15 protein-coding genes and 1 rRNA gene are annotated in these 18,982 nt (G+C 41.2%); 1 reads left to right on the top strand and 15 read right to left on the bottom strand.

The annotated features are described in order from the left end of the window. From BLS23_RS09290 to BLS23_RS09230, 13 genes are all read right to left on the bottom strand, one after another. Positions 1 to 377 (bottom strand): 16S ribosomal RNA (locus BLS23_RS09290); the annotation flags it as partial. Between the two features lie 581 nt (positions 378 to 958). Next, a complete protein-coding gene (locus BLS23_RS09285; protein ID WP_089652264.1) occupies positions 959 to 1,255 on the bottom strand; it encodes a DUF4260 domain-containing protein in 297 nt (98 codons plus the stop codon). Between the two features lie 274 nt (positions 1,256 to 1,529). Next, positions 1,530 to 2,864 carry a D-serine ammonia-lyase gene (locus BLS23_RS09280; RefSeq protein ID WP_089652263.1) on the bottom strand — a complete coding sequence of 445 codons (1,335 nt, stop codon included), beginning with the start codon at positions 2,862 to 2,864 and terminating at the stop codon, positions 1,530 to 1,532. A 307-nt stretch (positions 2,865 to 3,171) separates the two neighbouring features. Then, positions 3,172 to 3,804, bottom strand: a complete 633-nt coding sequence (locus BLS23_RS09275) for a flavodoxin family protein (RefSeq protein ID WP_089652262.1) — start codon at positions 3,802 to 3,804, stop codon at positions 3,172 to 3,174. Positions 3,805 to 4,103: 299 nt separating this feature from the next. Next, the gene (locus tag BLS23_RS09270; protein WP_089652261.1) at positions 4,104 to 5,084 is read right to left on the bottom strand and encodes an HNH endonuclease; all 981 of its coding nucleotides are present in this window, start codon (positions 5,082 to 5,084) and stop codon (positions 4,104 to 4,106) included. Continuing rightward, entirely contained in the window at positions 5,074 to 5,565 is a 492-nt protein-coding gene (locus BLS23_RS09265; RefSeq protein ID WP_341845041.1) for a nucleoside triphosphate pyrophosphohydrolase, read from the bottom strand. Before BLS23_RS09265 ends, BLS23_RS09270 begins: the two co-directional genes overlap by 11 nt. Before the next feature lie 195 nt (positions 5,566 to 5,760). Next, complete coding sequence (locus tag BLS23_RS22025) at positions 5,761 to 6,234, bottom strand: endonuclease NucS domain-containing protein (RefSeq protein ID WP_089652260.1); 474 nt, start codon at positions 6,232 to 6,234, stop codon at positions 5,761 to 5,763. Between the two features lie 227 nt (positions 6,235 to 6,461). Further along, entirely contained in the window at positions 6,462 to 6,890 is a 429-nt protein-coding gene (locus BLS23_RS22020) for a hypothetical protein (RefSeq protein ID WP_089652259.1), read from the bottom strand. A gap of 333 nt (positions 6,891 to 7,223) precedes the next feature. Continuing rightward, positions 7,224 to 8,405 carry a restriction endonuclease gene (locus BLS23_RS09250; protein WP_089652258.1) on the bottom strand — a complete coding sequence of 394 codons (1,182 nt, stop codon included), beginning with the start codon at positions 8,403 to 8,405 and terminating at the stop codon, positions 7,224 to 7,226. 110 nt (positions 8,406 to 8,515) lie between these two features. After that, a complete protein-coding gene (locus BLS23_RS09245) occupies positions 8,516 to 8,767 on the bottom strand; it encodes a hypothetical protein (protein ID WP_143015247.1) in 252 nt (83 codons plus the stop codon). A 210-nt stretch (positions 8,768 to 8,977) separates the two neighbouring features. Beyond that, positions 8,978 to 10,618, bottom strand: coding sequence for a 3'-5' exonuclease (locus BLS23_RS09240; RefSeq protein WP_089652256.1), 1,641 nt, complete (start codon positions 10,616 to 10,618; stop codon positions 8,978 to 8,980). A 1-nt stretch (position 10,619) separates the two neighbouring features. Continuing rightward, on the bottom strand, positions 10,620 to 13,223 hold the full coding sequence (locus BLS23_RS09235) for a hypothetical protein (RefSeq protein ID WP_089652255.1): 2,604 nt from the start codon (positions 13,221 to 13,223) through the stop codon (positions 10,620 to 10,622). A gap of 4 nt (positions 13,224 to 13,227) precedes the next feature. After that, positions 13,228 to 16,371 carry a UvrD-helicase domain-containing protein gene (locus BLS23_RS09230; protein ID WP_089652254.1) on the bottom strand — a complete coding sequence of 1,048 codons (3,144 nt, stop codon included), beginning with the start codon at positions 16,369 to 16,371 and terminating at the stop codon, positions 13,228 to 13,230. Positions 16,372 to 16,580: 209 nt separating this feature from the next. On the opposite strand from BLS23_RS09230, the gene BLS23_RS09225 reads away from it, so the two are divergent. Then, the gene (locus BLS23_RS09225) at positions 16,581 to 16,805 is read left to right on the top strand and encodes a helix-turn-helix domain-containing protein (RefSeq protein WP_089652253.1); all 225 of its coding nucleotides are present in this window, start codon (positions 16,581 to 16,583) and stop codon (positions 16,803 to 16,805) included. Between the two features lie 305 nt (positions 16,806 to 17,110). On the opposite strand, the gene BLS23_RS09215 is transcribed toward BLS23_RS09225, so the two are convergent. Beyond that, entirely contained in the window at positions 17,111 to 17,533 is a 423-nt protein-coding gene (locus BLS23_RS09215; protein ID WP_089652251.1) for a very short patch repair endonuclease, read from the bottom strand. A gap of 94 nt (positions 17,534 to 17,627) precedes the next feature. Continuing rightward, positions 17,628 to 18,926: a DNA (cytosine-5-)-methyltransferase gene (gene dcm / locus BLS23_RS09210; RefSeq protein WP_244157151.1), complete on the bottom strand. Its 1,299-nt coding sequence runs from the start codon at positions 18,924 to 18,926 to the stop codon at positions 17,628 to 17,630. Between the last annotated feature and the right edge of the window lie 56 nt (positions 18,927 to 18,982).

Raw genomic sequence — 18,982 nt, 5'->3', positions numbered from 1 at the left:
CTGCCTCCCGTAGGAGTCTGGGCCGTGTCTCAGTCCCAGTGTGGCCGATCACCCTCTCAGGTCGGCTACGCATCGTCGCCTTGGTGAGCCGTTACCTCACCAACTAGCTAATGCGCCGCGGGCCCATCTGTAAGTGATAGCAAGAAGCCATCTTTCAACTTTCCTTCATGCGAAAGAAAGTATTACCCGGCATTAGCCCCGGTTTCCCGGGGTTATTCCGATCTTACAGGCAGGTTGCCCACGTGTTACTCACCCGTCCGCCGCTCGTTCCACGAGCTTCACCTCAGATGAGGATCCGCTCGCTTCCCGCGCTCGACTTGCATGTATTAGGCACGCCGCCAGCGTTCGTCCTGAGCCAGGATCAAACTCTCCATAAAAGTTAAGTTTGACTTGCTCATTTGCACACCGAATGTGCTTGTTCCAAATCTCTTCTATAAAAGAAGAAATGTTTTGACGTACTGGTTGGTTCGTTCAGTTTTCAAAGATCATTTTTTTGTTTACCGCTTAAAAAAAGCGACTAAATAAATATATCATTTCCTGCTGTTTTCGTCAACAACTTTTTTATGATTTATTTCGTTAAGCCATTTGCGGCTAGCCGCTCTCTTAAAGCGACAAGTAATAATATATCATGTGATTCGAAACGATGCAATAGGTTTTTTATAAAAAATATGGTCATAGAGATAAGGATATTGCCATTGGTTCAATTGATTCCGACTCAGGATTAATAACTCCATCGGAAATGGAGATTTTGATTTATGGAGTAAAAAAGCTGCGAGGTACTATACTTGTTCCCTTGTCATTTGCTTTTCCGTCACGACGAAAGGGCACAACTCTTTTTTCAGGGACGCGCCCCCCCATACAATGGAACAATAAAGAAATACGCCAACCAAATGATCTCCTCTGATTTTACGTATATGTTTGTTACATTCTTCGGGAAATATTCGACCATCTCTCCCTCCTAGACCTTTTGAAAATGTGTATCTTTGAAACCACTATGATACTTTAAACCGTAACCAATCATCCTATCCATCCCGATATGAGCCGTCCAAATAAGGCTGACCATCAATAACCAATCTAACGTTATAATGGTAGAAACAAGTATGAGCGTGACCGAAAGGATGTAACTATGAAAGATATTGTAGACAATGGCCCCTACTCTTTCATTGATGACATAACCGATCATGGACACATTGCAAGCGAACAGAAGAAAAATGAAGGCGAGCCAGCTGAAATTGTTTTGCTGGTAGAAATACAAACTTGTACGCTAAAGCCAAAATCAATTCCTTCCTTATATTGAAACAAAGAAGAACCCTACAAACTTTTTTGGTTCGTAGGATTCTTCTTTGATTCATAGACTGAGTTTGATCCCAGACCTGTGGTTTTATATGCGTTTAATAATGTTCGTCAAGAGCTCCCCATGACATTCTCAGTCTTTTAATAACTTATATATTCGCCCCCCACCATAGAACCATAGGTGCAAAATTTTCTCTAACTGATTTCACAGGATCACTACAACAGGTTAGTTTCTTCTATTCTTCCTCACGAAGAAATGATGTACCTTTAGAAACAAAACCTTCCATAATATCTTTTGGCACCAAACTTCCACCTGTTGCCCAGACTAAATGAGTAGCATGACTTAAACGGGAGCCGTACATGTGGCCTAACTGTTGTTGAATGTCAATGGAAGAAGGACCGTACATGCCGGCAAGTGCCGATGGCTCGAGGGAAATACCTTCAGATTCATGCAAAAGGGCTAATAGCTTGTACAAGTTTTCGTCGTTGATCGTATAAATGCCGTTCACCATATTTTCTACCAGCCGGCCAGCCAAAGCTGATGGTCGTCCAACAGCTAATCCATCCGCTTCCGTCTTATTATCAAGCCCGATATCCTGAACGGAAATGTCCTCATGTTTTCCTGTAGCTAGACCAAGCATCATGCACGGAGAGCTGGTCGGCTCTGCAAAATAACAGTGCACATGATCCCCGAAAACATACTTCAGTCCATAAGTGATCCCCGCAGGGCCTCCTCCTACACCGCAAGGTAAATAAACCACTAGCGGATGTTCCGCATTAACTGTTATATTCTCCTGTTTTAACTGCTCATTAAGGCGCAAAGCAGCCACGGCATAGCCTAAGAATAAATCCTTGGAATTTTCGTCATCAATAAAATAACAGTTCTTTTGCTCCTGACATTGTCTCCGACCTTCGTTTACGGCAAAAGAAAAGTCTCTATCATGCTCCACCACCACTACACCTTTATCCCTGAGTAACTCTTTCTTCCATTCTTTTGCGTCCACGGACATATGAACCGTTACCTGAAAGCCTAAAACTGCACTCATGATGCCTATACTTAAAGCCAAATTTCCTGTGGATCCTACAGCTATCGAAAAGTTAGAAAAGAACTGCTTGAATTCGGGATTGGCTAATTTGGAATAGTCGTCATCTTTTGTAAGCTTTCCATGTTTTATGGCCAGCCCTTCCGCGTATTTTAATACTTCATAAATACCTCCTCGCGCTTTTATGGACCCAGCTATCGGAAGATCATGATCACACTTTACATACAAATGGCCAGGAATGGATTGTTGGTATCGCTTTTCCAATTCCTGTTGCATAGAAGGGATGCCGCGAATGGGAGATTCAATGATTCCGTTCATTTTCTTGGTTTCTGGAAAAACTTCTTCTAAATATGGAGTAAACCTTTGAAGAAGCTTTTCTGCTTCATGAAGGTCTCCGGTAGGAATAGGCAGGTTCTTTTCAAGCGTGTAATAAGGTTTAAGTGATTCATTGGACCAGAACGTTTCTTTCTTGTTTTTCAACTGATCGATCAATTCTTCCTCGCTCTTATAAGTACTTTCAGGACACATAGAATCAGAATACTCCTTTAGTTGATTTATAATTAAGGTAACATAGGAAGCGCAGGGACGGTTCTTGTGCTTCCCCAAGTTCGGTTCGAATCTAATTGAAGTATGAAAATATAAGGTTCCCTATGGGTCAAAAAGAATAGATTTTGGGACCTTTAATAGGTGCAGGAGGAACTTTGCTCATTCAGATCCATTTAAAGAACAGCAAAAAAGAGAGAAAAGCCCGAATGGCTCCCCTCTCCTGTAACAATCATCATTTATATGCTTAGGAAGCGCATGAACCCGTCCCCGCGCTTCCCTTTTTAGTGCTTTACTGCATCACATTCCCTACAGCCGGGATCGGATTCTCTTTTAAAATCCGGGCAAGGTGCAGTGTATTATAAGCAAGCATCTTCACATGACCCTTCGTAAATTCATTGTTATTTCCATCCACATCCAAATAGGATGGCCCTGGACCGGCTTCTCCGACCCAGTACGTATCCACATTCGGAGGAATCAAAAAGCCGAGATTTGACTGGGCATATAAAATCGAAGAGGCTGCCTTTTTGGCACCATCTTCATTTCCTGTGATGATCACACCACCAACTTTATTATAGAAAATGGACTGTCCTTTTTCATTCGTTTCACTACTGCTTCCATCCAGTCTTTCAATCGCAAGTTTAGCCAGGCTGCTTTTCTCTCCCAACCATATCGGGGTTCCGATCATGACGATGTCTGCTTCCTTCACTTTCTCCAGAATCAGCGGCCATTCATCCTCTCCCCCCAGGTCAGCACTAATCCCGAAAGGAATATGATAATCGGCCAGCCGCACCATTTCCGTCTCTGCACCTTCGTCTTCCATTATATTTAATACCTCTTGACTGAGTCCTCCTGTATTAGAAGGTTCTCCAGCACTCGTCTGTTTTAAAGATGCATTGAGCACGAGGGCTTTTAATTTACTCATCTTATCTACCTCCTATTTATATATCCCCCATTCCCTTCGACAAAAGAATTCAATCTGAAATTCGCCTACCTTCTCGAGATCATACAATCATATAACATTTATATACTTAGGAAGCGCACGAACCGTCCCCACGCTTCCTAGTCACAAGTCTCTTACATCCACTTAAGCATGCGGTGGACGGTCTCTTCTATTTAGAACAAAAGAATCATTTCCATAAAATAAAAGATTAGAATCAAGTAAGCCGGGTATTAAAGTTTTTTAGAATAAAACAAAATACCTACTCATTCTCCTTACATCCATCACGGAAACCAGGTGCCTTCATAACCGTTCTGAATCGAATATTCGTAGAGATGTACCATTTTTTTCTCCTCATAATTCGAGAGGTCCTGATCTCGTATGACGAGGTCCTCGTAATTGAGCAGCTGTTCGTTCCTCGTAACCACATCATCCAGGAATTCCCGGACCGGGAGCCTGTCGTTCTTCGACGTATTACATGTGCTACAGGATAATACAAGGTTCCACAGGTGATCGGATTGTACAAACGACCAAGGGATGAAGTGATCGACATGGGTCTGCACGTTCCCCTTACCCAGAGACTTTTTACAATAGAAACATCTTTCCTCAAAATACTGCATTAACACCCGCTCGAACGGTTTCAAGGTAGAGCGCTGTGCAATGCTTTCGACTTTTCCTAAGAGATAGTTGATATGGGGGACAGCGTTTAACTGCTCAATCATTTTCGCCATATGGTAGTTAACGAGATCGACCAGTAGTCGCTGATATTTCCTCATGAACGTAAGAACATACCCATTGAAGCGGAATCGCTCCTTCTTATGATCGAACGCATAAAATGACCCTCGCGTATCTCCGTAAAGCGCGCCGAATACATTCGTCTTCATGACGGATTTTATTCGTTTCGCTGCCTTGATCTGGATGGGGGGATCCAGCCTGTCGAAGGTGATATCTTTCGGAATCTGGTGCTCCTCACTGATTTCTAACAATCTCTTAACGACAGCGGAGCCTCTCGTCCCCTGCTCCAAGTCGTGGTGGATGACGAGGTTCCAATAGATTTTGGCGAACGAATAAGCGAGCTGGTCGTACGTCACTTCGCCTTCGGAGTCGACCTGGTACAAGTTCTCAATCATCGCTTTCAACAGACCGTACTTATACGTAGCCGACTTCTTCGATTTGGTCGTCAGCACAATCGTGAAGAACCGCCACACTTCCTCTTCGGTCAAGTAGAAAGCTTGCAACTCTCCTACTCTCAATTTATGACTCATCTTCTACCTCGACCAGATAGATTCTCTCCTTAAAGGCGCCTCTTTCTTCCGCTTTACGTCTTCTTACGTCTTCGAGCTCATCAAACGAGCAACCGTGTCGGACAGCTAGAGCCCTCACCAGCTCTAGAAAGTCAGCAAGTTCTTCGACTGACTCCTCGTCATTTCCTGTTTCTAGATATTCTTCTGTTTCTTCGACCAACTTCCTCTCTAGTTCTTTAACATAGGCTTTATCAGATAGATGCTGGATTTCATAAGACTTGCCTGACTTTGCGATAATGTCCGGAATTTTGTCCCGGACGAGTTTATTGTAAATGGGCATCGTTATCCATCCTTTATGTATGGTCTTCCAATCATGGCGCGTGATTACTGGTTCAATGCGAATCGGAATTCCGTTGACTTTTCCTTCACCAATCCCGGCTAAGTGCCCCATCTGGTAGGGACTTAGGAATGCTTCAGGTACATTTGTTTGCCAGTTCTTCATATTTGAGTCGCATACAATCCACGTATAAGTACCTCATCATATTTGTCCCTGATTTCAGTGTAGAAATATCGTGCTGAACAATGGACAACATTAACAGGATCATACAACTATCTCATCCCGGTAGAGTACTGTGAAACCTGCTTCTGAATTTATATAATTTTGTGTTCACACACCAAAAGAAGCGAAATTTTAATCCTACTTCACTTCTTCAAATTTCAACTTCTTATTAACCTTATCAAAACTGTATTTGATAAGCCTTATGTTGTTCCATTCAGTCGGAATCACTGGTCTACGTCCCTTGATATAATTTCTTTTGCCATGCTTGTTTCTAAAATCTATAACTTCCTTAGGAATATCATGTGCTACAAGAAAAGCGTTGATCATTGAATAATCACCAAATGAGTATTCTTGATTAACCCAATCCACGTATTTCATCAGTTGTTCCACTGCATTTATAGAAGCTTTGCCTTTCTTGATCTCAATTATTAAATACTTTGAAATAGTAGAATAACCAGGAATGAATTTATATCCGAATATATCCATCTTATCCATATAATCAATAGGTTTAAATGGTGAAGCAACTACTTGGTGAGAAATATAATCCCATTTTCCCAAAACTGTTAATTCTTTTTTAGTCAATAAATCAATGATTCCCGCTTCTATTGCCATTTCATGTTTTATATATGTACCTTTTGAGCAAATCTCCAAGATATTCGATGATATTATCTAATACTCTTCATTTAGCTTTTTAGTGATTTGTGGATGGAGGGACACCATACTAGTGTACTTCCCACCGTTACCTATCAAGAATTCTTCGTTCCTTTTTAAAATTATATCTTTTAATGCACGGTTTTCTTCATCATCAACCTTTAAAAAAGATAGCTTCCAGAATGCTCTCAACATCCGAAAACTTTTTGATTAGAGGAGAGTACATCATCCATATCTATTCCATTACTAAAGAAATCTGGTGAAGGCTTAAAGGTGCATATAAACCTGTTATTCAAACTTTCTACTCCATTATCTAACAGAAGCTCTTTTCTAATAGAATTATAATCTACTAGTGAAGGAAAATCCGCTTCTGGGAAATTCAAATATTTACAATCGCTTCCGATATTAATTAATTCTCCAATGCCATATACTTTTCTATTCAAAAAAAAGTAAACATTATCACCTTTCTTCATACTTAAATAGTCAGCAAATGTACCTTCAATCGGAATATTCCAGATTCCGTTTTTAGGTACATTCAATTTGGTGCTATATACACCCTTTTCAATAATATCGCTCAATGATTCCTCACTATCAAGGTTAAAAATGTAACCCGCCATTACCTATCTTCCTTCTTGATTTGACTTATTACCCCGAGCGTTATTTTCATAATTCCCTACCATTAAACTGCTGTGTGATGTCTCTCTTTCATTATAAACATCGGATCTAACCATAGTAATCCACTCGATATGAGACAATGGGTAAGAGGTTTTTGCCAAAACGACGGAAACCCGACATTTATCAAACTTCTAGATTATTTGGATATACTATGAATATTACCTAACGTATTAAATAAAGTAAGTAAGAGACCTGTATTTAGTCAACTGAGTGAGTTAGTGGAGTAATTTTTATTGGAGATTCTTTCTATATATTTTTTATTATATTGTATGCAGTTAGTAAGGAAAATTAGTGCATAACCATGTTTCTACTGTTCCACGTTCCCTGAATCCCTGCCCTTCTAAAATAGCACCTATGTCATCCGCACAGATGATTATGACAGGATGTTCATCTATTTTTATCTCTTTATATGCTTGATCACTTACATATGAGGTCGTAACAAATATACCGAACTGACGATGTCTCAATCGACTAATTAATCTGGAGGTTTCAGAAACACCACAACCGCTCGTGAATATTTTGCACTTCGCCTCAAGTGCAAAATCCACTTTAACAGCGTTTTGGGGTAAACCTATTCTGTATTTCCCTACAGCGTCACGTCCATTGTCCCTCCACGGTCTAGTAACTATACACTCAACAATGTTACTATCCATCATCTTAACTATTTCAGCTGCACATTCTTCAAAAGCATACTCACCATTGGTATGTCCTTTAAAATACTCGATGATTGTCTCTACCATCTCATATCTTCTTGAAGAAGTCGGTATCTGTTCCTTCCTCAAACGATGTTCAATCGTTCTCTCAGCAGTCAGTGGTTTATATATACCTTCCTCAACCCACTTCACCCATTCTTCTGGAGCATTTTCTGTAAGGGTTTTTCCTTTATTAAGATCTTCTATCCACTCCCTACTGATTGTTGAAACATCAAGTATAGTGAAAACTGCTTTGTAATTCTGAAACCTCTTCCCTTCCCTCAATTTCCAAATTGCTACCAAGTCTTCATAATAATTGACATCTGGATGACCAGGCACTCCCAAACCTTGAAACACAACATCCCTTCTATTGCCTGATTTACTGAAAATAAAAAATGGTGGAATTTGGTGTCTCTTTCCTAAATGCAATTGGTCAAAGGAATATCTTAATAGCTCATTGCCACCCTTAGGAGTATCATGAAGTTCCGAGCCATGTTTGCGGTTATCCCCAAAGTAAATAAACTTTCCTGTTTCTTTTTCTATCATATCTGGCCAGTCTGCATTGACCATGTCTGTGTATATTCCACATAACTTGTATTTATGTAGTTTCTTTTGACCTGATATACGGAAACCACCCATGTTCTCACAATTCAGCAATTTACTTATAGGATCGGCAGAGACATTATCCTGTGGCCCTCCTTCATATATTGCTTCTACTGTAAGGTTTGAGTTATTCAATTCTGAAAATTTTACGATTGTTTGCATTTTAACACCACTTTACATTAAGAGATTAATTCAGTTATTTACTTCATTTAGTAAAGAAAAGCATACAGGTCAATATCTCCTGGTTATAGATAGGCGTGGCTCACTCTATTTTATTCTCGCCACTTAGTGAACCATCCAGGTTTCTTTTTTGTAGCCCTACCACCATTGGGGATAAAAATGAATCTAATGCCTCTACCAGCAAACTTATTCATTACTGAATCAAGCTCTGCCCCTCCTACGACCCATAAACATCCACCTTTCCGACGTTTATCAATAAACTGAAGGTCCATTCCCCTCAGTTCCTCAACAAGAGAATCCTCGTCATGAAAAATAACTCCTTTTTCAACATTTGTATTTTTCATCGCCTCTCGATCTCCCCTTGAACTTTCAATACTGAAATAAAAATTCAATGCTTCATCCAGTACCTCAGGGTCCATCGTTCTCATACATTATCACCTCTATATAAATACACTTGAATTTCTATATGTAATAAACTAGAACCGGGGGGATAAAGCCCCCCTAATTCAACCTGTTTATTTCAAGATAAGCCATGCACCAGCAGCTTACTGACATCAAACCAAGGTTTTCCTGAATCCTTTAGCCACATAGTCCTTATTATGGATATCCTTGATGAAAGGAGAAATTTCAATCTCAGCATTTCTGTCATAACAGTAATGGAGGACCAACTCTTTTTTAGCCCGGGTCATCGCGACATACAGTATCCTCTTTTCCTTTTGCAGAAGTTCCTCATAATCTTCTTTATAAGATTGAGTGGGCTGTTTTTTCTTTTCCAATTCTATTGTTTCTTCTAGGTGAGGATAATAGTTCTTATCGAAGTCGAGAATGAACACGTAATCGAATTCTAGCCCTTTTGCTGCTTTAGCTTCGATGAAATAAAGGCTGCCCTTTTCTACATTTTCTTGTATTGATGTCCTGACCTTGAAATGTTTGCTCAAATAACTTTTGGTGCTGTATTCGTTACCGGAATTGTTATATCTGTGAAGTACGGCTATATGGGACCCAGGGTTATCTTCATAAATGACATGGATTTTTTCTGCGACCTTATCGAGCATTACCCTTCTACTTTTCGAAGCGGTGATTTCAGGCTTATTCCCGCCTTTCCTGAAGTACTTTTCATTTTCATACTTTGTATCATCTGATGTCTTATCGAATTTGAGTGAATTAGCCACTTTCATGATTTCATAGGTCGACCGCCAATTCTTCGCCAGTACTATGTTATTCCGGTTCGTGATATCCAGGCCAAGGTCCCTATAAGAGAAAGGGCTGCTTTTGTACACGCGTTGCTTGTCATCTCCACTCATGATGAATTCTTCCTTACACAAATCCACAAGAACTTTCAGTTGCATCGGCTGGAGATCTTGTACCTCGTCTACGTATATGAAGTCGAAGAGGTCTTCTACATTCAAACGCTCCATATTCTTCAGAATGAGGAGGGCGTAATCGTCCTTGTCTATCCTGTTTGAAAAGTCCTGTCGTTGAAGTGCTAGGTATTCCTCGAACAATTTGAATACCGTCTTCCTCTGCTCCACTGATATGCGCGGCAGCCTTCCCCTCCCTTTACGTTCACACTCAAGATAATCCTCCAAGGACACGAAACCTGTCCCTTTCATCCAAGAGAACTCATCCATCAGGAACTCGATGTTCTTGTTCCGCTTTATAGTATGGAGTGGGGCGCAGTCCTTGAACTCCTCCCCTCCCAACTTATCGAGGAGTATCATCATTTTCGCTTTCATATTATCGTCATGTCTATAAAGGTTTTTGTGTCCTGTGCCGAATTTAGGTACTTCTTGGCCGCAACGCCCAAGCATCTGATAGGCAAGTTCATGGAAAGTCAGGAATTCGATACGGTTCCCAAGAGCCTCCAATTTCGCACGCACCGGAGATTTATTGTATCTGTATCTTGCATCCATGACCAATTGATAGTTGAAGGAGACGAATAGGAAATTACGTCGTGTACTCTCCGCCATCTTCTTTATCATCCTTGAAACCAGGGTGATGCTTTTCCCGCTACCGGCCGCCCCTTTTATCATGAGTTGGTTGACGGGAAGATGTGTGATTTTCATCTGTTCTCCACTAAGGGTGATACCTTCAAGGATTCCATCTCTGGCTCCCCTTATATATAGTGTTTCGTTTCCCTCGATACGCCTCTCCCCTAAATAGAAGTCGAGGGCTGAATGTAATGAAGAGTTCATATCAAACTTCCTCCTCCTGCCCTCTCATATCCGCATGGAAAATTGAAGCTTCACAATGATAAGAGTGAGGGCAATACTTGCAAAGTGCAGAAGGAGAAGCCTCGGGCATCGAATCAGCATCGAACTTGTCCTCAAGTTTCAGCTTCTTATAAGATTTCACTGGGTCTTCCCCCAAATATGTCATGGACTCCTTCCATTTTTCCTGCGTGAAGCCTCCTCTGTGAGTGAGGAATTGGAAGTAAGTGATGGCAGTATCATATTTAAAGCCGTCATAATCCCTTTTCTGTTTCCCGAAATGTCTTTGACTCTCTAACAATTTCTTTGATGAATTGGACTCAATAATCGATTTCAACCTGACTTCGCTGAAATGCGGGAACATCCCTTTCATCCAACTCAGTATTACACCTTTGTCCTTGCCTGAAGCTCCGGCCTGTTTGACTAGGTTACCGATCAGAAAAGATTGATGGAAGTCGTTTTGATAAGAGGAATGTGTTTGCAATACCGAACTATAATACACTCTTCTAGCGCATAAACTAGCTTCGGCCATTTCTTCACTTGGGTATTGGACCACATTCGAAGTCTGTCCACCTAGCAAATCGAAGTCGTAGTCGATATCAACAGGATTGAATTCTTGTGGTGTATCACTATGATTGGCTACCTCCAGATTGAGTAGGTCCATATAAACGTTCTGTGCAAGGTCCTCCTGATCGTTCCAGTTTTTGATCCAAGATAATTTGAGTGTTTTTTCAGAACTCAAAGCGAGGAAGAACAGATATCTGGAGATGGAAACTTGGTGCTTCTCTCTGAACAGATACATATCTGTCGCTTGAGTATCTAATGCCGCAATCGTCTTTTTGGACAATGGCCAAGGCATCGGTGCACTCTTCATAGGGTAACTTTTTTCATCGAAAGCACAAATGTGGACACTCCTGGAGCCGGACAATATCATACCGTCCAGCTGCTCCATCGGCTTGACTTTTCCTGGAGATCCGTCATCCCTCTTATCATCTGGACTTTTGAACCCATCACCAAGGTAGATGGTCAAGGCATCAGCCAAATCGGCCACATGGTAATCTTCATCATCCCCATATACTTTCAGGGCCTGTTCCAATTCATCCACAAGCCTTCTTTCCTCTTCCAGCAAAAGATTCTCTTTGACACCCGCTTCTTTAACAAGGTCTTGTATCTTAAGGAAATGATCCCTTATTGTAGAACGTTCCCGCTCAATATCCATCATCCAAGCCGCATCATCGATGATACGTTCCATGAAAGCTTCAATCAGCTTGATTTCTTTTAGAGGGACTGACAAGTAAGAGAATCTCTTAAACTGGTTTAATCTGACTTTCTTGAAGTGATTAGAGTCACCTAAGCCTTCTTCTAGCATTTCCCTTTCGTGACGTTCCTGCAACCCTTCTTTGAAATAAACCAGATCCTTCATTCTCCGCGTCCATTCCTCCGTAGTTTCACACCCGGAGAAATAAGGAAGGATTTTTTTCAATTGGTAGGTATAGTCTCTAGCGTTTTCCCCTTCCAAAGTCAACCACCCGGAAGAAAAGAACTCCATCAGTGTAGGACCTTGAAGAAGGTATGCTCCTCCATCTCCATAGTCCTCGTCATACATCGAATGGAGATGGAAAAGGTACTGGCCTATCGGATAAGATAGTAGATGTTTATTAGTGTTCAGCCCACTATTGAATTCCTCTATCCTCTCATTCAATTCATCTGCCGAAGGAGATACCATATTCTCTTTACCAGTGATTTTGGTCTTGTTGATATCTTCTACAAAATCCAATATAAATTCGTAAGATTTCGTGTCTATGCCTTCCATATCTCCTTGTCTATAAGATCCTTCGATTTTGGAAGCAAACTTATCTGCATTAGGCCGTGCATCATCACTTCCATAAATCCAATCTTCATCCGTTGCCCATCCATAGGTTTCTGAAAAATTCTCTTCCAAAAAACTGAATACGGAAGGGAACCTCCTGCTGTACATATTGAGGAAAACCAGATTGAATCCCTTTTCTTTCATTTTAGTTAATACATGATGCTGGACTGGTGATATATAGTAAAAGCCATGTAATACAATGGTTCTAGCTTGATTAGAATTCTGATATGGTTCAATTACGGATTCCATACCTTTTGGACTCAACCTGTATTCAGCCTCGGACATGAACTGGGCGAAGTGCGGAAGCATATCCTTCCATACCATACAAAAAATCTCTTCTTCTTCCTTTTGCACCTTCTGTAAAACATATTCCGGCCTCAGACCTATCTCTGTGAGGTTCCTCATAGTTATCAATAAATCCAGCTTGTTCCGTTTGAATGACTTGAGTATGTTCGGATTCAACCTTCTATACCCCTTGCGTAAAAGGTCTGAGAGCTTTGCATATTGACTGAACCTTTCATCCGGATTGTTCCATCCTGGGTAGAACGAGTCCACCAGTGCCTTCGCACTTGTGACCCGTGCTTTTCTCAATCGTTTTTCAAGACTTCCTTTCAATGACTGCGTAGCACATATGTGTAGACAACCCTCATAAGGCTCGAATTCTTCCATGAAATGAAAACCATTCGGGTTCTCATAAGTCAGAACTTTGACTGTGCCCATGTCCCTACCCCCTGTTGTAAATATCCAATATCCTGGACCATGTATAGTGATGTCTATCGTTCTTCCAATTCCTGATGATGCAAAGTTCCCTTTCCGCCCTAGTCATAGCTACGTAAAGAAGGCGAGACTCTTCCATTTTCATTTCCTCGTTTTCACCTTTGGACATGAATCCATGGTTATCATTGTATTTCTCACCTTCATTGATTTTCTTTATCCTCCAACCTACCTTGACCCTGTCTGAACTTTCATTTTTTCCGAAAAGGATTTCATTGAAGACATTTTCGAATATCCTGTCCGTGAAGGGGATGACCACTGTATGGAACTCCAAACCTTTCGCCCTGTGAGCCGTCAGAATATTTATCCGGTCGAGGAGACTGCTGTCTCCATCTTCTACAAAAACTTGGTCTTCATCCCTGTTAGTAGCGATATTTATTTCAAGCCAACTTTGTATCTGATTCAAAGTCACGAACTCTTCTGAAAATACTTGATGGATTTTTTCGAAGAGTTTCCCCAAATTCCGTTTGTATCTGAGAGTGTGTAGTCGAGCCATTTCCTTAATCTGTTCCTCGGAATATTCATCACTGTAACCATCCTTCTCAAGCCTTTTACGTTCCCTTGAAAAGACGAAATCATAAAGTTCACTTTCCGACAATATAGTCCTTAAAACAGACAAGACAGGTTTGAACTTCAATTCATCCACATACTCATACAGTTTCCGGGAATGATTCCGCAAAGAACTCTTTAGATCACGATGGAATCCACCGGGGTGGACCAAGCTCGATGCTCGGATACGTCCCCTTCCGTATGGACCATTGATAACAGGGAATGCGAACTTCGGTTCATCAGGGTGCAGCAGGAACAAAAGGAGGCTGTGAAACTCACGTACGGAAGGACTTGTGAAGAAATCCCCGCCTACTTTGAGGTCCGTAAACAGATTTTCTTCCCGGCACCACCGGTCCACCAACCTCGCTTCTGCAATCGTCCTCGTTAGGACAGCTACTTTATGCCCTTCATTCTTTTCCTTGTTCAACTGCTTTACTTTTCGAAACCTCTGCATAATCAACTGCATCGCTTCTTGCCGTAATTGCTTCTTATCCTTTTTATTCGTTTTGGTGATAGTCAAGTGTTCAGTGTCCACATCACCATCATTCATCCCTTGCAGCCTTTCCATGCTGTCATCCAACCAGCCTTTCTGTTTCCAGAATGAAAAAAACCGCTCCATTTCTTCCAACAACTGTGTCGTACTACGATAGTTCTTGAATAGTCTATAATCCTTATCGTTTATCAGAATGCCCCTGTTCGCCAGTTGCTTAGACAAGACTTTGAAGGCTGTATGGTTCGCCCCTCTGAAGCGATATATGGACTGTTTCGTATCGCCGACCACAAACATTTTTGACTGGAAAGCTTCTTGTATGGCTGAGAATAATCTGATTTGAGAGTCATCACTATCCTGGAACTCATCGACGAACAGATAGTCTACGGGTTTCTGGAGGTGGCCGAATATGGAGGATCCATCTTTTTTATGGATTTCATCAATATGTCTGGTCAAATCATTCAATGATAAAGAATTCGTCTTGTCCTTGACCTGGATATATCTCTCCAAAGTGTTCTTTATCATTTTTTCCACCAATTCATTCATTTCACTATAATTCGATGACTCTCCGAATTCAGCTGAAGCGATTTCATCTGTGGTAAAACCTTTTTGCTCGAACTTCTCCCAAAAATCATAGGCGCAATCTATGAACTCATGGAACTGTAAAGGTTTGAAAAGTGCATTGAGGTCATCTCCCACTCCACGGCCATCCAAAAGATCATCAAGGGCTTCTTCTAGCCATTTCTTCTTATCGCTTTTGAAACTTCTCAACTTGAAATTCAACCCTAGACCACTTAACTGTCCCAATTCCTTCAACAGGTCTTTACCGAAAGAAGGGATGGTCTGTATGCGCATATCATTCAATCCTTCAATGATGTGCAAGAAACGGGGATTGTGAGTACATTTATACTTTTTAAGGAGAGCCTCCTTCAATTTGTCGTACATATGCTTGGCTGCGTCCCTTGTAAAGGTGATCATGACGATGTCGACTGGGTTCACTTTTTCTTTCAACATCAGATATTGGAGTCTATCAATCATCACCGTCGTTTTCCCTGTACCAGCTCCTGCCTGTACAATCATATTCTCTTCTGCAGCAGCGTGTTCGATTTTGAATTGTTCGAAGTTGAATCCAGGGTAATCTGATGAGATTCTATGTACCTCATCGACCCTGTCACCATCGAACACCTCTGACAACCGGTTTAAAGTTATTTGCTCATTGATAAAAACTTGAAGCATCTTACTCTCTATATAAGAATCCCCGATTGATGTAATCGGGCCATCAGTGAAAATTAAGACTTTTACTCCTTCCTCCATCAAATAGCGGATGACCTCTTTTTTCTTATCGATTTCTGAGGTAGGTGCTTGTAAAACATAGGAGTATGCACACTCAGGGATATCAGGTTTACTTATGTACTTCTTTTTCTTCAAATCCCTCAATGTATATGGAGTCACGATGTAATGGTCATCTGCTATAAGGGAGAGAATCTCTTTTTCTATTTTAATGTTCACCGGTTTTTCAGGTAGTTGACGAGAGATAATCATGTCTACGCCACTTGACATTTCTCTACTACGAAGCCCTGAATTTCTGAATAAGCTATCGAACTCGATCAAATCGTCTGTAGTGTACCCCATGGTTTCAAGGAATTTCTGTAACTCCCTTTTAGAAATGATCATCGCTTCTATTTCTGTAATGTCATTGAATTTGATAGAGCGGGTGTCTTCAACTCCATCCCTGGTCTTCATCCACATCACATTATAGTGTGTTGTTACTTGGTTATGATCCAGGAACCATCCCTGCTTCATAACTGGCCCTCTCATATATGAGAGCTCGAAAGTGAAAGTCTTCAAATCCTTGTTGGCAAAATAGATTGCGCATTTATCATCAATGAAAACTTCTTCTTCCTGCTTTCTCATATACACGTCTATTCCTTTTTTTTGGCTGTCCTTATCGTACATTCTTTCGTAACGATAGCCTAGGAGGGAGTACATATATGAATCAATGAATTTGGAAACTTCTTTTTCTACATCTATATCAGAGTTGAATGTCGATCCCAAAACTATCACCTCACTTGCTTTATTTAACAAAATTATAACAAATCATGATAATATTTGGTATGGATTGAACAATAATAACTAATACTAAAGAATTAAATATATTCTAATCAAATGTTAACTTCTTACATCTACTGAGTATATATAATAAAATGTAAAATAGTGACTGTCAGTCCATGGTGCTCTAAGTTAGTTCATACGATGATGCCGGTATGGACAAAAAAAGAGAAGCAGAAGTCAGACAGATATTCGGCCAACGTTTAAAGAATATTCGTTTAGAAAAAGGATTATCACAGGAAGAAGTGGCCTTCCGATCCGGCTTCGACAGGACGTATATCAGCGGGATGGAACGGGGACTGAAAAATCCCTTTTTGATTACCATTGAAAGTCAAGCAGATGCACTGGATGTAAATACGGATTCATTTTTCAAAGATTGATGATAGAATAAGGAGGAGGCACTTCAAGCCAAAGGCAATCTACAAAGGGGGATCAAGTATCTTGCTCAGTAAATTTGAAATCATATATTTTCCGCTGAGCGGACATAAGGTCACTATCGAAGTAATGGAAGCTGACCTTTACATAGCTACTTGCAATTTCAACTCCATCAGCTACAAAGCAGAGTCTTCTTGCAAATCTTATGCTGTAAACGAAGTCTTAAGTTTCATAAGAGAAGACCATTCCATCTGATGTTGAACATTTCCTACATCATCTATGGTTTTCCATACTAAGAAAGAGAAGGATTTCATTCCTTCTCTTTCGCTTTGTCTATAAATTCCGATATCCTCTGTACCGTATCCTCGAATTCATCTTTCTTCAAGTCATGTTCCCATACTCTCAATATGTTCCAACCTTTATCCTCGTAATACTGGTTGTCACGTTGATCCCGCTGCTTGTTCCTCTCGAATTTATCTTTCCAGAACTTCGTATTCGATTTCGGGGTAGTACCGTGTACTGGGCAAGCATGCCAATAGCAGGAATCGATGAAAATGACGACTTTGTACTTCTGGATGACGATATCAGGTGTACCTCTTAATTTCCTGACATTTTTCCTGAATCTATAACCTCTATTCCATAAAGCTTTGCTCACTTTATCTTCTAGCTTGGACCTTGCCCTTATCCTGCTCATCGTCTTTTTCCGTTGCTCCGAAGTCATGATGTCAGCCAAGATATCACTCCTTTCGTACACTTGTATTCATGTTGCCTTTTTATCTGGCCCTATAACATTTGAATATACCGACACAAAAAAAAGCCGATCGCTCTCACCGATCGACTCCCGTTTCAAATAAATCCAGTTGTGAGACATGGTCCTCTGCCTCTTCTTCTTTATGAAGTTTGAGGATTTCATGTCCTATTTTTTCTATGATTCCTGTAACCAAGGCATTGCCCATACAGAAATACCTTGTCCGTTCAGGCATGAAACCTTTCGTCCAGTCAGGTGGGAATCCATTAAGCAGTTCCGCTTCGAGCGGAGTGATAAAACGGATTCTTCCGGTATTCAAGTCCTCTACGACATGGGAACTCCGATTTTTGGTCCCTTCACTGGTAAGCATCGTACGACTGGGAGCATCGAGGTTCTCAGGGAACGCCATGCCACCTTCCGTATAATAGTACTCATGTCCGGTCTGGGAGACCCTTTTCTCTCTCTTGGCACCTTTCTGATACTTCATCTCTTCGAAATCAGAACGGCCTTTTTTGTTTTCATTGTCTTCCTTAAGATAATACTTCTCATCCACTTCTCCCTGGATCGCATTCGCTTCTTCGAGTATTTCCCGCAATGTGACCGGGGAAACGTCCGAATCTGGAATGAGTTCTGCACTGTAGACATCACTGCCTATCAAAATACCGCTGTTCTTATATGGAAGCGAGAAGTGATCGGAAACTTCCACAATGTCTGTAGGGAGTATCGCTTCTTGATCAGGGTGGCGATGATTGTGTTCTTCCTTCACAGGGAATTGCTTCACGAAGAATCCTTTTGAATGAAGGATATCCTCAGGCCCTTCATTCTGAAGACGTTGTGCTATCAAAGTCGATTTGTGAAAGGCGAAGATGAATACGCGTCGTCTTCTCTGTGCGAAACCGTAATCCGCGGCATTGATGACTCTCCACTCCACATAATATCCTTCATCCCTCAAACTGGCGAGCATGACGGAAAAATCTCGTCCTCTTTGCTTTGAGGGGGACTTCAGGAGACGGTCGACGTTCTCAAGAAGCAAATACTTCGGCTTACGGGATTGAACGATATTCATGATTTGCCAGAAAAGGACACCTTTCTTACCTTGGATGCCACTCTCCCCTGACAGAGTCCGTGCTACCGAGTAATCCTGGCAAGGAAATCCACCTACGAGTAAATCATGCTCTGGTACTTGCGGCCAGACTTCTGCTATATCCTCGTTGGAATGCTCACCTGTATGAAACCGGTTCGTGTAGCACTCGAACGCTGGCTGTGATTTCGTTGATGGTTCCCACTGATTCGCCCATACTGTATTGAATTCGTGACTGGCTTTTTCCAAACCTATCCTGAAGCCGCCGACACCGGCGAATAGTTCTACTACGTCCATGACACCGAACATCCTTTCGGTTTTTATATCATTATACATTATAATCGAAATGTCTG

This window comes from Halobacillus aidingensis, assembly GCF_900104185.1.
GTDB lineage: Bacteria > Bacillota > Bacilli > Bacillales > Halobacillaceae > Halobacillus > Halobacillus aidingensis.
This window is presented reverse-complemented; position numbering and strand designations above follow the sequence as displayed.